This is a genomic window from [Clostridium] innocuum (assembly GCA_012317185.1).
GTDB lineage: Bacteria > Bacillota_I > Bacilli_A > Erysipelotrichales > Erysipelotrichaceae > Clostridium_AQ > Clostridium_AQ innocuum.
On the sequence record CP048838.1, the window covers coordinates 417,618 to 434,341 of the forward strand.

General features: G+C 44.4%; 16 protein-coding genes. 15 read left to right on the forward strand and 1 reads right to left on the reverse strand.

From position 1 onward, the window contains the following. The first annotated feature begins 15 nt into the window (after positions 1-15). Together G4D54_02110 and G4D54_02115 are read left to right on the forward strand one after the other, a co-directional pair. Positions 16-672 carry a hypothetical protein gene (locus G4D54_02110; GenBank protein QJA01295.1) on the forward strand — a complete coding sequence of 219 codons (657 nt, stop codon included), beginning with the start codon at positions 16-18 and terminating at the stop codon, positions 670-672. Continuing rightward, entirely contained in the window at positions 669-2,114 is a 1,446-nt protein-coding gene (locus G4D54_02115; protein QJA01296.1) for a glycoside hydrolase family 1 protein, read from the forward strand. Before G4D54_02110 ends, G4D54_02115 begins: the two co-directional genes overlap by 4 nt. Positions 2,115-2,404: 290 nt before the next feature. Here G4D54_02115 and G4D54_02120 read toward each other — a convergent pair whose 3' ends face one another. After that, a complete protein-coding gene (locus G4D54_02120) occupies positions 2,405-3,655 on the reverse strand; it encodes an AAA family ATPase (protein ID QJA01297.1) in 1,251 nt (416 codons plus the stop codon). Positions 3,656-3,986: 331 nt separating this feature from the next. Here G4D54_02120 and G4D54_02125 point away from each other — a divergent pair, with 331 nt between their 5' ends. The 13 genes from G4D54_02125 to G4D54_02185 all read left to right on the forward strand — a co-directional run bounded on the left by G4D54_02125 (position 3,987) and on the right by G4D54_02185 (position 16,599). Further along, a complete protein-coding gene (locus G4D54_02125; GenBank protein ID QJA01298.1) occupies positions 3,987-5,015 on the forward strand; it encodes a uroporphyrinogen decarboxylase in 1,029 nt (342 codons plus the stop codon). Further along, the gene (locus tag G4D54_02130) at positions 5,005-6,093 is read left to right on the forward strand and encodes a hypothetical protein (GenBank protein QJA01299.1); all 1,089 of its coding nucleotides are present in this window, start codon (positions 5,005-5,007) and stop codon (positions 6,091-6,093) included. Before G4D54_02125 ends, G4D54_02130 begins: the two co-directional genes overlap by 11 nt. Continuing rightward, positions 6,086-6,721, forward strand: a complete 636-nt coding sequence (locus G4D54_02135) for a cobalamin-binding protein (GenBank protein ID QJA01300.1) — start codon at positions 6,086-6,088, stop codon at positions 6,719-6,721. The genes G4D54_02130 and G4D54_02135 overlap by 8 nt, the downstream gene beginning before the upstream one ends. Next, positions 6,718-8,178 carry a DUF4445 domain-containing protein gene (locus G4D54_02140; GenBank protein QJA01301.1) on the forward strand — a complete coding sequence of 487 codons (1,461 nt, stop codon included), beginning with the start codon at positions 6,718-6,720 and terminating at the stop codon, positions 8,176-8,178. The genes G4D54_02135 and G4D54_02140 overlap by 4 nt, the downstream gene beginning before the upstream one ends. A 56-nt stretch (positions 8,179-8,234) precedes the next feature. Next, on the forward strand, positions 8,235-9,074 hold the full coding sequence (locus G4D54_02145) for a helix-turn-helix transcriptional regulator (protein QJA01302.1): 840 nt from the start codon (positions 8,235-8,237) through the stop codon (positions 9,072-9,074). Positions 9,075-9,323: 249 nt separating this feature from the next. Further along, the gene (locus tag G4D54_02150) at positions 9,324-11,414 is read left to right on the forward strand and encodes a PTS sugar transporter subunit IIC/EAL domain-containing protein (protein QJA01303.1); all 2,091 of its coding nucleotides are present in this window, start codon (positions 9,324-9,326) and stop codon (positions 11,412-11,414) included. A gap of 432 nt (positions 11,415-11,846) precedes the next feature. Beyond that, entirely contained in the window at positions 11,847-12,869 is a 1,023-nt protein-coding gene (locus G4D54_02155; GenBank protein QJA01304.1) for a Gfo/Idh/MocA family oxidoreductase, read from the forward strand. A gap of 35 nt (positions 12,870-12,904) precedes the next feature. Continuing rightward, entirely contained in the window at positions 12,905-13,381 is a 477-nt protein-coding gene (locus tag G4D54_02160) for a PTS sugar transporter subunit IIB (protein QJA01305.1), read from the forward strand. A 22-nt stretch (positions 13,382-13,403) separates the two neighbouring features. After that, positions 13,404-14,168: a PTS sugar transporter subunit IIC gene (locus G4D54_02165; protein ID QJA01306.1), complete on the forward strand. Its 765-nt coding sequence runs from the start codon at positions 13,404-13,406 to the stop codon at positions 14,166-14,168. 3 nt (positions 14,169-14,171) lie between these two features. Then, positions 14,172-14,993: a PTS system mannose/fructose/sorbose family transporter subunit IID gene (locus G4D54_02170; protein ID QJA01307.1), complete on the forward strand. Its 822-nt coding sequence runs from the start codon at positions 14,172-14,174 to the stop codon at positions 14,991-14,993. 105 nt (positions 14,994-15,098) lie between these two features. Beyond that, a complete protein-coding gene (locus tag G4D54_02175) occupies positions 15,099-15,512 on the forward strand; it encodes a PTS sugar transporter subunit IIA (GenBank protein QJA01308.1) in 414 nt (137 codons plus the stop codon). Positions 15,513-15,531: 19 nt separating this feature from the next. Continuing rightward, entirely contained in the window at positions 15,532-15,933 is a 402-nt protein-coding gene (locus G4D54_02180) for a hypothetical protein (protein QJA01309.1), read from the forward strand. 15 nt (positions 15,934-15,948) lie between these two features. Continuing rightward, the gene (locus tag G4D54_02185) at positions 15,949-16,599 is read left to right on the forward strand and encodes an HAD family phosphatase (GenBank protein ID QJA01310.1); all 651 of its coding nucleotides are present in this window, start codon (positions 15,949-15,951) and stop codon (positions 16,597-16,599) included. The last annotated feature ends 125 nt before the right edge of the window (positions 16,600-16,724 follow it).

A 16,724-nucleotide genomic window follows, 5' to 3' on the forward strand; every position in this document is an offset into this window, starting at 1 on the left:
TTGGAGGCAACCGGGATGAAAAAGAACACAAAAGGAACCGGGCATCAGAGTTCTTTCTTCTATCGATGCAGTCTCTGTGCTGCCGGCGGTATGCTGATGGGAGTTGCTGCGGTTTTGTTCCTTGCAGGCGGTAATGGTGCAGATTCCATGAATACGCTGCTGCAGGGGATGAGTCAGGCATTGCAGCTATCAGTGGATGCCTGTAACAATTTGTTATCCTTCACATTTGTGCTGGCAGCGTTTTTTATCGATAGAAAACAGATTCACGCGGGAACGATTATATTTCCCGTTGTTACGACGATTACCATACGGATTCTTACACCGTTGATACATGCGGATACACTGCTTCATCGTGTATTGTTCTGCATGACAGGCATTGGCATTATCGCAATGTCCATTGCATTAAGCATTTATGCTGACTGTGGAAAGAATCCCTATGACTGTGTAACCTTTGGTTTGATGAAAAGAACAGGTCTTTCCTATCCTGTGATTCGCTGGATACTGGATGGCGGTATGCTTGTATCCGGTATGATACTGCATGGTACTTACGGTGTGGTGACCATTATCAATCTGCTGGTGCTTGGCAGGCTGATTACGGCGGCGCTTTCATTGCTGAAACGACTGAAATGGTTACGGAGAACGATAAATATAGAGGAGGAGATATTATTATGAAACAGGTACCTAAAACATTTCCTGATAACTTTCTATGGGGCGGTGCTTTTGCAGCCTGCCAGTGTGAAGGGGAATATGATAAAGACGGACGCGGCTTGTCCACAAGTGACATTCATGAGTATACAAAGGGCTTAAACCGTGCCAAAATAGAAAAAGAAGGCGGTGGAACGCTTGCTGAAATCAAACGCAAGGCCGCAGATACAGAAGGCTATTATCCGAAACGCTACGGAATCAATTTCTATCATACTTATAAGGATGACCTTGCATTACTGAAGGAAATGGGATTTAAGTGCTTTCGTACAAGCATTTCCTGGTCACGCATTTTTCCAAACGGGGATGAGACTGAGCCAAATGAGGCAGGATTGAAATTTTATGATGATCTGATTGATGAAATCATAAAGGATGGTATGGAGCCGATAATCACGATGTCTCATTATGATATACCACTGCATCTGGTTACCGAATATGGCGGCTTTGGTAACCGAAAGGTGATTGATTTCTTCGTGAATTACGGAAAAGTGCTTGTAGAGCGCTTTCAGGGAAGAGTAAAATACTGGATTGTTTGCAATCAGGTAAATCTGGTTCCGACGGTGCAGTTTGGTTCTCTGGGTATCTATGATGATCAGGCGGAAAACATGGAGGAGCTGATGTATCAGGCGGTACATAATCAGTTTGTGGCATGTGCAAAAATCAAGGAGGTCGGACATCAGATTGATCCGCATGCTGTCTTTGGTACGATGCTGGCAGACTGTACCTTCTATCCGGCAACCTGCCGTCCAAAGGATGTTGTATTGACCATGAAGAAAAACAGGATGCAGTATTTCTTCTCCGATGTACAGCTGCGTGGAGAATATCCGGTATATGCACTACGCTATTTTAAGGAAAGAAATATCAACATTCAGATGGAGGATAGGGATGAAGAGGTTATTCGCAACAACACGATGGAATTCCTCGCGATCTCTTATTACTACAGCAGAGTTGTAGATTCCGATAAAAATGATATGACGCCGATGCAGGCGGAACAAAATCCAAATCTGGAGCCGACACCATGGGAGTGGAGAATGGATCCGCTGGGATTCTATAACTGTCTGTCTCAATACTGGGATCGCTATCAGGTTCCGCTGATGATTGGAGAAAACGGCTTCGGTGCATTGGACACCGTGGAAGCGGATGGAAGCATTCATGATCCTTACCGTATTGACTTCCTGAAAAAGCATATTGAGCAGATGAAGGAATGTATTAAGGATGGAGTGGATATCTTCGCATACTGTGCATGGGGACCGATTGATATCGTATCTTCCTCCTCTGCGGAAATGAGTAAGCGATACGGCTTTGTGTATGTAGATCGTGATGATTTCGGAAAGGGCAGCCAGAAGCGATTGAAAAAGGATTCCTTCTACTGGTATGCTCACCTGATAGAAACCAACGGATCAGAACTATAGGGTACACAGCGTGTGCCAACCTAATAAAATCAAACAGAGACGAATGATAGGGTACACAATGTGCGACAATGTGATTAAGGTACGAAGATGGACTCAGCTCTAAAGCATCTTCATTCGTGATTTCCCTGCATTTGATGAAACTATACATAAAAATCTTCGGGACTATGGTCCTGAAGATTTTTTGCGTTGTATCTATCGTATATTTTTTATTTGATTATTGTTTGAACAAACCAGAAAGCATTAGATTACCCCTTACGAATGGTATTTTTAAGATGTTTCTTCAAACTTATTTATAAATAATATTTTGTTCCCTTACCTCTTCCCTTGATTTTCACAATACCGTCCTTCTCCATTTTTTTCAATAATTCTTTTACTTTAGACCTGCTAAACGTTACATGTGGCAATATTTCACTAATCGATTTAGGCTTTGTTTTACTCAACACCGCATATAGATGTTCTTCATCTTTTTGTAAAACAGGATTCGAATCAAAAACAGGTAATATGATTTGTATCGTATTTGTGCTTACATTAAAAATAGGCTTTTTAATACTTTCTTCATAAGCATGTAATATTCTGAGTATGCCGGTACCAAAAATTTCAACGATTCCTAATCGATAAAATATATTACTGATAATCGGATTTCTAAGCATTAAAATCATTCCTGTTATATATTCATCCTTTGTAATACCGTTTATCAATCCTCCTGGTGAAGTTATTTCTATTCTATCATCATACATAGAAATCCTTATATTTGCATTTAAATCCCATGCTCGATGAATGAGTGCGTTTGCAACAGATTCACGGAATGCCTCTTCTGGTACAAGGTCGACCTTTTTACGGTAGCTGCCTTCAATTTCTTCATATTGATAATAATCTCTATAAGTTTGGACAGCAACATCATACATTTCTAACACAGACATATTCTCCAGCAGTAGTCTTTTTTTTATAATGTTGATACTATCGCCAAATTTAGCAATATCAATTCCTGGAAATGAGTTGTTATCTGATAGAATATTCGCAGCATTATTGTACCCGATTTGCACATTGTAAAGATTCAGAGTTTTTAAAGTATCTTGATTGAATATTTTAATGTCAATATGCTCTTTTAATTTGTTTTCCAGATAATGAAAGTCCATTTTTTGATTGGATGAAGGTAAATCTTCAAAATTGATTTTCTTTCCTTCTAAAACCAGCCTTGTTAATTCGAAGGAATCCACTTCGATTGTTGAAGTATCATTTCGCTTATAGGCCTTTGAGTTGTATAGATAGGGTTTGTTCTTTCCTTCTTTAATGACAAGTGAAATTGTTTTATTTGTTTCGTCAGTCTTAAGACTGTAGCCTGGCTGAGGAACAATATTATCATTGATTCTATTCTCAATATCAAGACAAGTGCTTTTGGGATCGGAAAGACCTTTTATATTTCCATCATTATCAATTCCAAAAATGATTTCTCCACCATCATAGTTTGAAAAAGCGCTTACTGTTTTCAAAAATGATTTTGTTATGGATTCTTTGAACTCCAGTGTTTTTGATTCTTTCATGAAATCACCTCTTAGATTTAGTATACTCACTTTCAACCATATTTTAATATGGCCAATTTATGGCCGGCCATAAATTTGTGCTAAAAATTACGATTTGATAATATCTACGTTTCTCATATAAAAAAAGCATGTGGAACCATTTTTAAACGAATATGCCATGTTTCACTGCTAAATATGGCATAGCAGCGTTTTTGTCATACTGTCCCTGAAAAAATGGGAAGCTTCTGATGCAACTGGGTGAAACCGCAATTTTGGGAAGATACCCGACAAGATATACCATGTTCAACTGCCGCTTTTTTTCTATCATTAAGGTAGAAAGGATGTGGTGCTTATGAATTACAGTTATACGCAATGGAAAAAGCATTTAATGGATGAGGATGTGCATGCCATGGCAATCTTGTCATTTCCTGCCGTTACACAATGCGCTACTACCGTACAGGAGCTGGTACAGAACGCTGAAATGCAGAGTGCTGTCATGCGCAGAATCAAAGAAGAATTTCCTTTGCAGGAAGCGCTGGTCAGTATGATGGATCTGTCTGTAGAGGCGCAGGCATTCGGTTGTCCTGTCAGCTTTCATGAGGGAGAGATTCCTGCTGTAACAAGCGGAATCATAAAAAATCGAGAGGATGGTGAAGCATTGCGTATTCCGAAAATGGAAGAAGGGCGCATGTCTGTATATCTGGCAGGTGTGGAGAATATCACAAAGGAAAGCGACCGTCCAGTATTCGGCGGTGTCTGCGGGCCCTATTCACTCGCAGGAAGACTGATGGATGTGAGTGAAATCATGATGCAGTGCATCATGGATCCAAAGCTTGTACATCTGGTATTGCAGAAGGTTACCACTTTTTTGAAGCAGTATATACAGGCATACAAGGATGTGGGTGCGTCAGGTGTCATACTGGCGGAACCACTGGCGGGTCTTTTGTCACCAGCGATGGTTCAGGAGTTTTCCAGCAGCTATATCAGAGAAATTACGGAGGAGCTGCAGGATGATACCTTCACGGTCATTTATCATAATTGCGGCCCGAATACTGTGCAGAGCCTTCCGGAAATATTATCATCCGATTGCGGGGCATGGCATTTTGGAAATGCTGTTTCTTTGAAAAAGATATTGGAACAGGTACCGGCAGACTGTCTGATTATGGGGAATCTGGATCCGGTTGGCTGCTTCTGCGGCTGCAGTGCGGATGAGCTGGAACAAAAGGAGAGGGCTTTGTTGAAAGAATGCGGTGCATATTCCAACTTCGTCCTTTCGACAGGCTGTGATTTGCCACCCAAGGCAAAATGGGAGAATATACAGAGATTTTTCAAGACACTGGAACAGGTGAATAGTAAACGGAGGTTACCATATGGTATGTGATCGCAGGAAATTTCCAAAGGCGGAAATGCTGCCGCTGACAAGAGAAGAAATGATATCTCTGCTAAAGGGGAATGGTACACCGCGCGTCGGTGTGGCATGTGGAAACTGGCTTCATATTGATGAACTGGCTTTTCAGGATCAAAAGCCGGTAGAAGATTTGCTGGAACGTTTTCCGGAGGATATGCAGGTGTTTTATTTAAAAAAGCCAAAGCTGTTTGCGGAAGATGGAGATCGTTATACATGGTGTGATGTAGCAGGGGCCGATCCATCTATCGGTCGTAAAGAAATTGTAGGTGTAGATGAGGAGCATGCACTGGACTGGGAGGTGATTCGCCGAATCAGTGAACATCTGCCGGATGCGGAAGAAGCGACAATGTATTGCAATGCGCCGGTTGAAGACGGACGTTATCGTCTTGCATGGTTCTCCGATGGTCCATGGACAAGACTGTGGGACTATCGAGGCATGACAAACTCTTTAATAGATTTATATACGAATCCAGAGGATGTGCATCATGTATGCAGAAGAGTTGTGGATTTCTTTAAACGCGCCGCAAAGCGCGGTGTCGAAGAGGCGCATATAGACGGTATAGCCTTCGGCGACGATCTTGGGATGCAGAAGGGGCCGTTCATGTCACCTGAGATGTTTCGGGAATTCTATTATCCGTATTACGTTGAGCTGTGTGAGTATGCGCATTCCCTCGGTCTGCATGTCTGGCTGCACAGCTGCGGTGATGTGAGAAAGCTGTTGCCGGATATAATTAAAAGTGGAATTGATGTTCTGCATCCGATTCAGAAGTATGCGATGGAAGAACAGGAAATTGCGGACACCTTCGGGAATCAGATTTCCTTTTGGGCTGGAATTGACCTTCAGCGTGTGCTGCCGTTTGGTAGCGTAGAAGAGGTACGGGAAGAAACAAGACATTTCATTGATGTTTTCCATCAGCGGGGAAAGGGGCGTATGGTGTTTACGCTGAATAACCGTATGCAGGATAACGTACCGATTGAAAATTTTATCGCATTCATTGAAGAAGCCCACCGGTATGGTGCAGCGATTGAAGGAGTGAAGGAAAATGAGTGATAAGCTGGAAAAGATACAGCAGCTGATGCCGCTTGGAAAAATGCAGGAGGTGAATGCCCTGGTGGAGAGTGCCCTGCAGGAGGGGATATCGCCACAGGAAATATTGAAGGGTGGATTATTGGAGGGCATGGATGTCGTAGCAAAGAAATGGGCGGAAGGAACGGCATTTATACCGGAGGTTCTAATCAGTGCCCGCTGTATGAATGGTGCTATGGAAATACTGGAGCCTTATCTTGTGAAAAAAGAAGAAAAATTCAGTGGAAGGGTGGTATTCGGAACGGTGCAGGGGGATTTGCATGATATTGGGAAAAATCTCTGTACACTCATGCTGAAGGCGAAATCCTTTGAGGTGATTGATATCGGTGTTGATGTATGCGCCGAGAAGTTTGTGGAGGCTGTAAAGACCTATCAGCCGGATGTACTCTGCATGTCTTCTTTGCTGACAACCTCCATGGGATATTTTAAGGTGGTTTTGGATGCCTTACAGGAAGCAGGTGTCAGAGATTGTGTGAAGGTTGCTATCGGCGGTGCACCTGTGACACAGGCTTACGCAGATGAAATTGGAGCAGACCTGTTTACGGAGGATGCTGTATCCCTGGCAGGAAGACTGCTTGAGGAATTTGCGTGACAAAATTTCAGAAGCATGACGATATTCTGGAGCTGCTGCTTCAAAAACATCCGCAGCTGGATCTGTCCTGCGGAGGCAGAGGACAATGCGGAAAGTGCCGGCTTCAGGTCACAAAGGGCTTTCTTCCTGTTACAGATGCAGAAGGAAAACTGCTGTCCAAGGTACAGCTTGCACAGGGAATTCGTTTGGCCTGTGAGCATCGGAATTGTGAGGCGGCTATTGAAGGAGAACTGCTGCATGAGCAAAGGGATATGCAGATCGTGGGAGTGGAAGAGCTGCATCTGGCTGGTCATCATGAGGAAGGCTGTGTACTTGCTGTTGATATCGGCACGACAACTGTCGTTCTTGTATTGCTGGAAATACAGACAGGAAATGTCTTGCTGGAAAAAAGCTTTCTCAATCCGCAGCGACGGTATGGTAGTGATGTGATCAGCAGAATACAGCATGCTCATGAAAAGGGGCCTACACTGCTTCAGGAGCTGCTGCTGAAGGGATTGCGTGCACAGCTGAAAGCTGTTGAGAATAAGGATATACGCCGTATGTGCGTCTGCGGAAATGCCGTCATGACACATTTGTTTCTTGGGATAGACCCTATACCACTGGCAGCTGCACCATATGAGTGTGTACAAAAGGAGCTGGTCATTTGTTCATCAAAACAGTTTTTTCCGGATTTTATACCGGAATTTGAGATACAGGTTCTACCTCCGATTTCCGCATATGTTGGTAGTGATATTTTGATGGGAATTTATGCACAGGATATGGAAAAGACCAAACAAAGCTCACTGCTGCTGGACTTGGGAACAAATGGAGAGCTTGCTCTATACCATGAGGGCATGCTAATTGTGAGCAGTGCCGCCTGCGGACCTGCCTTTGAAGGAGGAAACATGAGCTGCGGCTGTGGTGCTGTAACAGGGGCAGTCAGCGAGGTACGCTGGGAGAATGGCTTTCGACTGCAGACCATTCATGACGGTAAGCCGGTGGGAATTTGCGGAAGCGGATATCTTTCTCTCATCAGCTGCCTTCTTACCGCTTCACTGCTGGATGTCAGTGGATATCTGAATCAACAGGTTACCCTCTTCGACGGACTACTTCTGACCCAGAAGGATGTCCGGGAGTTCCAGCTTGCGAAAGCTGCGATAGCTGCCGCACTGGAACGGGTATGTGCTGGAGCACAATGCTCCTATGAGCAAATTGAAGCAGTTTATCTTGCCGGAGGCTTCGGCCGGCATCTGCATGTAGAGGATCTGTGTATAACAGGAATTCTTCCGGCAACCTTGAAACAAGCTGTACGGATTAGCGGTAATACGGCATTAAAAGGCTGCTGCAGATATGCTCTGGAACAAAATCGCACACGTATGGAGCTGCTTTGTAAAAAAGGACACTGTATTCTACTAGCTTCGGATACCGGCTTTTCGGATGCGTTTATCTCACATATGCTGCTGGAACCATTCACATAAAAAAACACACAGGTCTTTTCCTCATAAGATGCTATAATACATATGAGGTGATGCCTGTGTTTTCGAATGGAAAAAACCATATCCTGCGTGAAGAAACAATACAAGTAACAGAATTTGCACAGGTACATATGCAGATGGTAAAGCATGTTGCACATTTTACATGTATAGAAGCTCATATTCTGCATTTTCATAAACATGACAATCGCCAATATCTTGTGCTGTATCTGCCACAGGGTACAGGTATCCTGGTAAAGGGCAGCGATTATACGGCGCTGACTGGCTCCTGCACGCTGATTCAGTCCTATGCTTCTGTGTTTTCGATTTATCTGGATGAAGGCTGCGAGGTATATGCCGCACTGTTAACAGGGGAAAGTATTCAGGGATATATAAAGCAGGAAACAATTCTTCAGGACCTTCGTTTTCATAAGAAAACAGAAATTTTCTTTCACTCCGTTTTTCAGAGTCTGGATAAATATCATTTGGTGGACGAGTATTCCATCAGCTCTTCCGTGCTTCGCCTGTACAGTGATCTTCACTATCAGCTGCACGAGGCACAGCCTGGCAGTATGAAACAGGAAATGGTGGATAAGGCAGTTTCTTTTATCGAGCAGAATTATCGCAGAGATATCGGTCTGAAGGATATTTCAGAGGCTGGCGGCTACAGTGAATACTATTTTTTAAGAGTTTTCAAAGAGGTTATGCGGATGACTCCATACGAATATCTTATACGTAAGCGGCTTTCACAGGTGAAAATCCTGCTTTTGTCTACAGGGAAAACAATCGAGGAAATCGCGCTGGAATGTGGATTTAAATCAGATATCAGCTTATATAAGGCATTTAAGAATATGTATTCCATAACACCCGGGGAATATAAAAAATGCGTAGGCAGGGGATAAGGCTCTTGTGCTTTCAGTAATTCAAAGAAACATTATCAAAAAGGATCAACTTTGATATTTGCCTCAAATGAAGTGTGTCCTGTTCATTTCAAATAAGAAAGGGAATTTGCGTAAATCAGGAAAAATCTGCTATTTCTATATCCTTTGCTTTTTCTGAAGATACACAGGTGCTGTGCTGCTGGTTCTATTGAAAAGCGTTGTTGCATCCCTGGTTCTATGGTAAAATAGAGATATTGTAGAGGGCAACGTATGAAAAAAGGGTACCGGAAATTTTTTGATTCGATATTTATACTGTCAATTAAACGCGGATTGATGCTGGCAATCCCTTTTCTTATCCTTGGAAGCTTTGCTTTGCTGCTGTCCAGCTTTCCACTGGATGCCTACCAGTCATTTCTGACCTCCTTTCATCACGGAGCTCTGCTTACCGTTTTTAACAGTCTGTATGAAATAACACTGAATTCGCTTGCACTGATTCTGATTATCACGATTGCACTTTCCTATGGGCAGCTGCATGCGCTGGATGATGTTTTCTTTTATCCTGTGGTGGCCATGGTTTCCTATCTGGCATTCTGCGGAGGAATGGAATATGCCAATGAGATTTTCCATCCGGAATGGGTGTTTACAGCTATGTGTATCACAATGCTGTCCTGCTGGCTGTTCCACAAGGGTATGCATTGCGGCAGGCGTTTTGAAAAGCTGCATACTGCCGGTGCGGACTATACGTTTAACAAAGCCATACAGGGGATTTTTCCGATTGCTGCAATTGCTCTGTTCTTCGCTGTTATCGGTGCAGTGCTGCGTGCACAGTTTGGAGAAGTCAACATTACAAATTTCGGTGCCTATTTATTTATGGGATTGTTTGAAAAAGTGGGAAAAGGGCTGCCCGGTGCTCTACTGTATGTATTCTTTGCACATTTTCTCTGGTTTTTTGGAATACATGGTACCAATACGCTGCAGATGGTCGCAAAGCAGTTTCTGGAGCCCGGTATTCTGATCAATCAGCAGCTGGTACAGGCCGGACAGCTTCCAACGGAAATATTCATAAAGACTTTTCTGGATACGTTTGTCTTTATGGGAGGCTGCGGTGCTGCATTATGTCTGATTTCGGCGATGCTTTTAAAAGCGAGAAAGAGTAATAACCGCAAGCTCGCCAAGGTAGCGGGGATTTCCGTTTTATTCAATATCAATGAAATTGTAATATTCGGTTTTCCGGTCATCTTCAATCCGCTGATGCTGCTGCCGTTTCTGCTTGTTCCTCTGGTTCTGACACTGACCAGTGCGTTTGCCATGCAGCTGCAGCTGGTACCTCTGCCCACACATTCCGTGGAATGGACGGTTCCGATTCTCATGAGCGGATACGAGGCATGCGGCTCTGTTTCCGGCAGTTTGCTGCAGCTGTTTAACCTGATTCTGGGGACTTTGCTGTATATTCCATTTATTCGTCTGAGCGAAAACCAGCAGAGTGAGGAATTTGGAACGGCGGTGCGAACAATGGAAACCGATATGGCGGTAGGTGAGGCAAACGGAGCACTTCCGGATTTTCTTGATGATCACTACTTATATCATTTCCCTGCCAAAACACTGGCGATGGATTTAAAGAACGCCATGCAGCGAAATCAGATTCATATGCATTATCAGATACAGAGGGATAACGCCGAGCATATACACGGGGCGGAAGCTCTTCTTCGCTGGGAGCATCCGGTAGCCGGAAGAATTTCCTCGCCGCTGATGGTAAAGCTGGCAGAAGAAGAAAGCTTTCTGGATGAGCTTGGACTTTATATCATAAAAGAAGCATGCAAAGACGCACAGAAATTACAGAAGGAAGGTACGCCCCTGTCGATTTCTGTAAACATATCACCGAAGCAGCTGGAAAGCGCTGTATTCGTCAGGGAGGTGCGCAGAATTCTTCAGGAAGTCGATCTGCATGACATCCAGCTGATTCTTGAGGTTACGGAGCGTTCCCTGCTCAGTACCTCCGGACGTATTCTGGAGCGCATCCGGGAATTGAAGCAGCTGGGAATTCAAATGAGCATGGATGACTTTGGCATGGGGCACAGCTCGATGATGTATCTGCAGGAAAATGCATTTGATGAAGTTAAGCTGGATGGCAGTCTGGTTCGTCAGATTCTGGAAAATGAACGTTCGCGTGATATCGTGCGCGGTATCACAAGGCTTGCGGCCTCTATGCAGTTTCATGTCGTTGCGGAATTTGTAGAGACCAGGGAACAGATGGAGCTGCTGAAAGCTCTGCATTGCGATATTTATCAGGGATATTATTATGGAAAGCCATGCAGCTGTGATGAATTTATTATCAAATATCTAAAACAGGAATTTCGCTGATTCCTGTTTTTTTTATGATAAGGTAACTTGTCAGTTCCAACAGCGCTACAAAAGGATCATCAGATGTGTCATGATGGGAAAAGCCCTACGGTCATAGTTGAAATGGCAGGGGTAGTAAGCTGAATGCGTGCTGCAGGAAATCTTTCTGTAAAGGATGGAATACATTCGTAGTTGACAGTACCGTTTGTGTATGGATACCGTTATTCAATATTTTTCTTTTTAAAGCAAAACAAATCCTAAGCTGAAGCATACATACTGAAGCATTACTTCATACAGAGTTGCATATACGTGATGAAAGGTCTTACAAATAGTTTATACAGGCTGTTTTCGATTTAAAAGAAGTAAAACTACAAATTTATAAAAATATATTGAAGTATTACTACTTTTGTGATATATTCAATGTAGCAATACTTAAAGGAAGGTGAGCAACGTATGAAAAAACTGAATATTGCTGTTGTAGGCGCGGGGATTTACGGAAAAAATCACCTGGATGCCTACACTTCAAATCCCAACGTTAATCTTGTTGCAGTCTGTGATTTAAAAAAGGAAATCACGGATAAAGTGGAACAGGATTATCAGGTGAAAACGTATAACGACATGGAGGAAATGCTCAAAAGTGAGGAAATTGATGCTATTTCCGTAGCAACACCGGATCCGTATCATAAGGACCCTGTGATGACCGCCATACGCTATGGAAAGGATGTTCTGGTGGAAAAACCACTGGCAACTACTTCTGCAGATGCCTATGACATCATCGAGGCAGCGGAAAAAGCCGGTGTCCGTGTTATGGTGGATTACCACAAGCGCTGGGATCCGGCATCCATAGCGGTAAAAAACAAGCTTGCGGATGCAGGGACAGGAAAACCGGTACGCGGCTATATGCGTATGGATAATGTCTATGATGTCGCAATCAACTGGCTGAACTGGTCATCCGATTCCAGCCCGGTCCACTTTGTTGGAACGCACTGCTATGATTTGATTCGCTGGTATATGGGATGTGAGGTCGTACAGGTGTATGCTGTGGGACATAAGGGAATCCTGCAGGAAAAGGGTGTGGATACGTATGACAGTATTACAGCAATTCTGGAATTTGAAAACGGCTGCACTTGGACTGTGGAAAATGCGTGGATTCTGCCTAACGGCTTTGCGAAGGCAGATGACGGATGCTCTGAGATTCTCTGTGAACATGCAATGATTCGTGTGGATTCCCAGAAACGCGGTGTTGAATTCTTTGATGATCAAAAGCAGTATACCCCGAATATCTGCTTTATCCAGAACCATAACGGTCGTGCGATCGGCTTTGGAATTGATCCACTGAACGATTTTGTGGATTGCATTCTCCATGATAAGCCGTTTGTCGCAAATCTGAATGACGGTTTGGAAGCAGAGCTGATTGCAGAGGCTGTGCATAAGAGTGCGGATACACGTCAGGTAGTAAAAATCGAAAGAAGATAAAGTCCCGACAGGGTAAAAGGAAAAGAGGAAAAGCTATGGGCAAACTGAATATGGTTCGTGTTGATTATCGTATGGTACATGGACAGATTGTGGCAAAATGGATCAAGTTCCGTCCGGTTGATCGTTTGATACTGGCAGATGACAGCCTGGTGGATGATCCTTTCATGGGTGATATTTATCGCATGGCAGTACCGGATCGCGAGGTTGATATTGTCAAGCTGGGGGATGTGCAGACAGCGATTGACCGAAAAAATGATACCGTGCTGCTGATATTCAAGGATGTAGCATCTGCATATACGGTATACAAAAACGGCCTTCAGCTGCCGGAGCTGAATGTCGGTGCAGTGCAGAACAGTGCACAGCGTAAAGCGGTTGTTCAGGGGGTTGCGCTTTCCGTTGAAGAATACGAAAAATTAAGCGAAATGAAGGCGGAGGGTGTAAACGTGTTCCTGCAGCCGATACCGGAAAATGATCCGGTAAGTCTTGGATCGATTGAAAAGAAGCTGAAATAATGAAAGGGAGTGTGAGGTTATTATGAGTGGTACACAGTTGGTTATCATGGCGGTGGCAATGGGTCTGATGTATTGGATCGCCCGGGGAATGATTGGTGGATATTTTGCATTCTTCTTTATTGCAAGTCCTATCGTAGTAGGGGTTGTTGCCGGTTTGATTTACGGGGATTTGACAAAGGGATTGATTATCGGCGGCGGTATTGCCGCAGCGTTTGCAGGAATCATTGCGCCGGGAGGCAATCTTCCGACGGACTCGGCACTGGCGGCGACAACCGTCATACCGATTGCTTTGGCAACGGGGCTTACGGCGGAGCAGGCGATAGCATTTGCCGTTCCGATGGGACTGCTGGGCTCCTTTGTGACAAACCTGCGTAAAATGATCAATGTTATCTTTGTGCATAGAGCTGATGAATTTGCGGCAAAGGGAAACCTTTCCGGCATTACCAGATGTGCAGTGGTGTATCCGCCACTGATTGAGATTCCATTGCTGTTTCTTCCTGTATTTTTAATTGTTATGTTTGGGCAGGATGCTATGCTGACCTTCATGAATTCCGTGCCTAGCTGGGTTATGCACGGTCTGGAGGTTGCAGGCGGTGTTATGCCGGCAATCGGATTTGCTCTGATTATGAACATGATCGGAAAGCCGAAGATGATTCCTTATACGGTACTGGGCTTCATTGTTGTAAAGGCAGTAGGTCTGAATACCCTGACAGCTGGTCTGGTCGCAGGCTGTGTTGCAGTGCTGGTTGTACTGGAAAAACGTGAAAGAGAAAAGGAGGGTGCATAGAAGATGGCTGAGGAAAGAAAAACATCATTGACAAAACGGGATGTCAACCGTGTAATCGCCAGATGGTATATTACAACGGAAATGTCACTGAATTATGAACGTATGCAGTCTATTGCATATACATATGCCTTGATTCCGGCTTTGAAAAAACTATATCCGAACAAGGAGGATATGATTCCTGCGCTGCAGCGTCATCTGGAGCTGTTTAATACCAATGCGACAGCCGGTGGTCTGATTCTGGGAACTACGCTGGCAATGGAAGAGGAAAAGGCAAACAATCCGGATGCGATTCCTTCCGAATCCATCGTCGCCGTTAAGACCGGGTTAATGGGGCCGGTTGCGGCGCTGGGGGATTCCTTCAGTGCAGGGACCATTACCACTCTATTCATTCTGGCCTCCTGCTCTCTGGCACAGGGCGGCTCAATTGCCGGCTTCTGGCTGCTGCTTCTCGGTACGATGTATACGCTTGGCGAATTGATTATTTTTACCAAAATGACCTATACAAAGGGACGCTCTGCAATCAAGGATATCATGTCAAGTAAGCTGATGAGCAATATCATTGAAGGTGCGAACATCCTTGGTATGGCAATGATGGGTGCACTGACTGCTTCCATGGTTAATCTGGCAGTTGCTATCACAGCAAACTTTGATGAGGCAACCTTGAGCGTACAGGAAAAAATCGACGGTATCATGCCGGGTGTTCTGTCCATCGGTGTGTTGTTTATCTATTATTATCTGATCAGCAAAAAGCATGTCAGTGTAGCGAAGCTTGTCTTCTTCACCATTGTGATCGCACTGCTCTGTGCTGCAATCGGATTATTTTAAACACATAACAACATGGGAGAATACTCTCTCAGGTAATGAAACATAATCCGTATGAGCATTCCGAAAATCGGATGCCCATATGGTGCAAAATGAGGAGGAACACACATGAAAGGAATATTATTGGCAAGTCATGGCCGTTTGGCGGAGGGATTGCTGGATACGCTGCAAATTTTCTGCGGAGAGCTGCAGCAGATGCAGGCGCTGTGTCTTCTCCCCGGTGAGGAAATCACAGAATTTATGGAGAAGCTGGAAGCTGCTATACAAAAGGTGGATACCGGAGAGGGTGTTGTGATTTTCTGTGATCTGCTCTTTGGCTCTCCCTGCAACTGCAGTGCGAGATTGCTGCAGAACGCGAAGTATGCGGAGAAAATCAGTGTGATAACGGGGATGAATTTGTGCATGGTACTGGAATATATCGGTTCCGGAGCTGCCGGCATGGACAGGGAAGCGCTGGTGGATACCGGACATAAGGGAATCGTGGATTTCAATAAGCTGCTGAGGGAACGTCAGGCAGCATAATGCAGGAGGAGGTGGAGCTATGAAGGAAGAGGAGATCAGAGACATATTAAACAGCCATCAGATCTGCTTTGCGCAGCATGGAACCCTTTGTGCAACAGTGAAAGCAGGAATTGGAGCCTACCAAAACGGATTGGGTGAAATCATGCATACGATGAAGGATCATATACTGCATATCAATGCGCAGGGAATCGCTATTCTGGCGGTTGATGATATCAATGGAGCGCCGCAGGAGCATACCCTGCTATTTCTTCCGCATAAGGATATTGTATCGACTACTATCAAAATCAAGCTGCTTCATTTTCTTTTCACGATAGAGACAAGGAAGGGGACCATCGTGTACAAGCTACATAAAAACGTACTGGCATCACCATGGCATAAAGAAAATCTCTCCTTCCTTCTGCTCAATGCACCTTCTGCATAGGAAAAAGGAGGCAGTATGAGGGCTGGAGCTATTTTTGATATGGATGGTCTGCTGTTCGATACAGAGCTGGTATATAATCAGGAGTGGTATTATATTGCAGAGCTTTACGGTCTAAAGGTTGATCCTGCGATGCTGGATGAGCTGCGTGGTACGAACGGTACCCGTATGAGTGAAATTGTGAATACATACTGGCCAAGGGTTGATGCAAAGAAGCTGACAGATGAATTGTTTGCACATGCTATCGTAACATTATCCAAACAGGTTCCCATGAAACCGGGTGTTGTGGAGCTTCTGGAGTATCTGAAGCAGCATGCAGTTCGCATGGCAGTGGCAAGCAGTGCTCCTATGGAGCTGATCAAAAGCAATCTGCGTCTGGCAGGAATAGCAGACTATTTTGACGCTGTAGTGAGCGGGGAGCAGGTAGAGCATGGAAAGCCGTTCCCGGACATCTTCCTTCTGGCTGCACAGAAACTGAATCTGCAGGCACAGGACTGCTATGTTTTTGAGGATGGTATCAATGGTGTTAGGGCAGGCATACAGGCGGGCTGCTCTACCATTATGGTTCCGGATCTGGTGCCGCCGACAAAGGAGCTTTATGAGCAATGTACGGGTATTTATCCAAGTCTTCATGCGGTTTTACATGCGTTGCAGACAAATACGTGTTAGGATACAGTCTGCCTGTCATATAGCTTTCAGCGATGATTGCAGAGGCTTATAGCGCGCCTTGTATAGAACATATGGTACCCTTTGCCGGGAACATATTGCATTTTTTTCACTCCGTTGGTAGAATG

What these genes read in the sequence shown, in the direction of transcription:
- G4D54_02185 (QJA01310.1), top strand. Translation starts at nt 15,949, where the DNA reads ATGAGGGCTGGAGCTATTTTTGATATGGATGGTCTGCTGTTCGATACA.
- G4D54_02180 (QJA01309.1), top strand. Translation starts at nt 15,532, where the DNA reads ATGAAGGAAGAGGAGATCAGAGACATATTAAACAGCCATCAGATCTGC.
- G4D54_02170 (QJA01307.1), top strand. Translation starts at nt 14,172, where the DNA reads ATGGCTGAGGAAAGAAAAACATCATTGACAAAACGGGATGTCAACCGT.
- G4D54_02120 (QJA01297.1), bottom strand. Translation starts at nt 3,655, where the DNA reads ATGAAAGAATCAAAAACACTGGAGTTCAAAGAATCCATAACAAAATCA.
- G4D54_02115 (QJA01296.1), top strand. Translation starts at nt 669, where the DNA reads ATGAAACAGGTACCTAAAACATTTCCTGATAACTTTCTATGGGGCGGT.
- G4D54_02155 (QJA01304.1), top strand. Translation starts at nt 11,847, where the DNA reads ATGAAAAAACTGAATATTGCTGTTGTAGGCGCGGGGATTTACGGAAAA.
- G4D54_02165 (QJA01306.1), top strand. Translation starts at nt 13,404, where the DNA reads ATGAGTGGTACACAGTTGGTTATCATGGCGGTGGCAATGGGTCTGATG.
- G4D54_02150 (QJA01303.1), top strand. Translation starts at nt 9,324, where the DNA reads ATGAAAAAAGGGTACCGGAAATTTTTTGATTCGATATTTATACTGTCA.
- G4D54_02125 (QJA01298.1), top strand. Translation starts at nt 3,987, where the DNA reads ATGAATTACAGTTATACGCAATGGAAAAAGCATTTAATGGATGAGGAT.
- G4D54_02110 (QJA01295.1), top strand. Translation starts at nt 16, where the DNA reads ATGAAAAAGAACACAAAAGGAACCGGGCATCAGAGTTCTTTCTTCTAT.
- G4D54_02160 (QJA01305.1), top strand. Translation starts at nt 12,905, where the DNA reads ATGGGCAAACTGAATATGGTTCGTGTTGATTATCGTATGGTACATGGA.
- G4D54_02130 (QJA01299.1), top strand. Translation starts at nt 5,005, where the DNA reads ATGGTATGTGATCGCAGGAAATTTCCAAAGGCGGAAATGCTGCCGCTG.
- G4D54_02135 (QJA01300.1), top strand. Translation starts at nt 6,086, where the DNA reads ATGAGTGATAAGCTGGAAAAGATACAGCAGCTGATGCCGCTTGGAAAA.
- G4D54_02175 (QJA01308.1), top strand. Translation starts at nt 15,099, where the DNA reads ATGAAAGGAATATTATTGGCAAGTCATGGCCGTTTGGCGGAGGGATTG.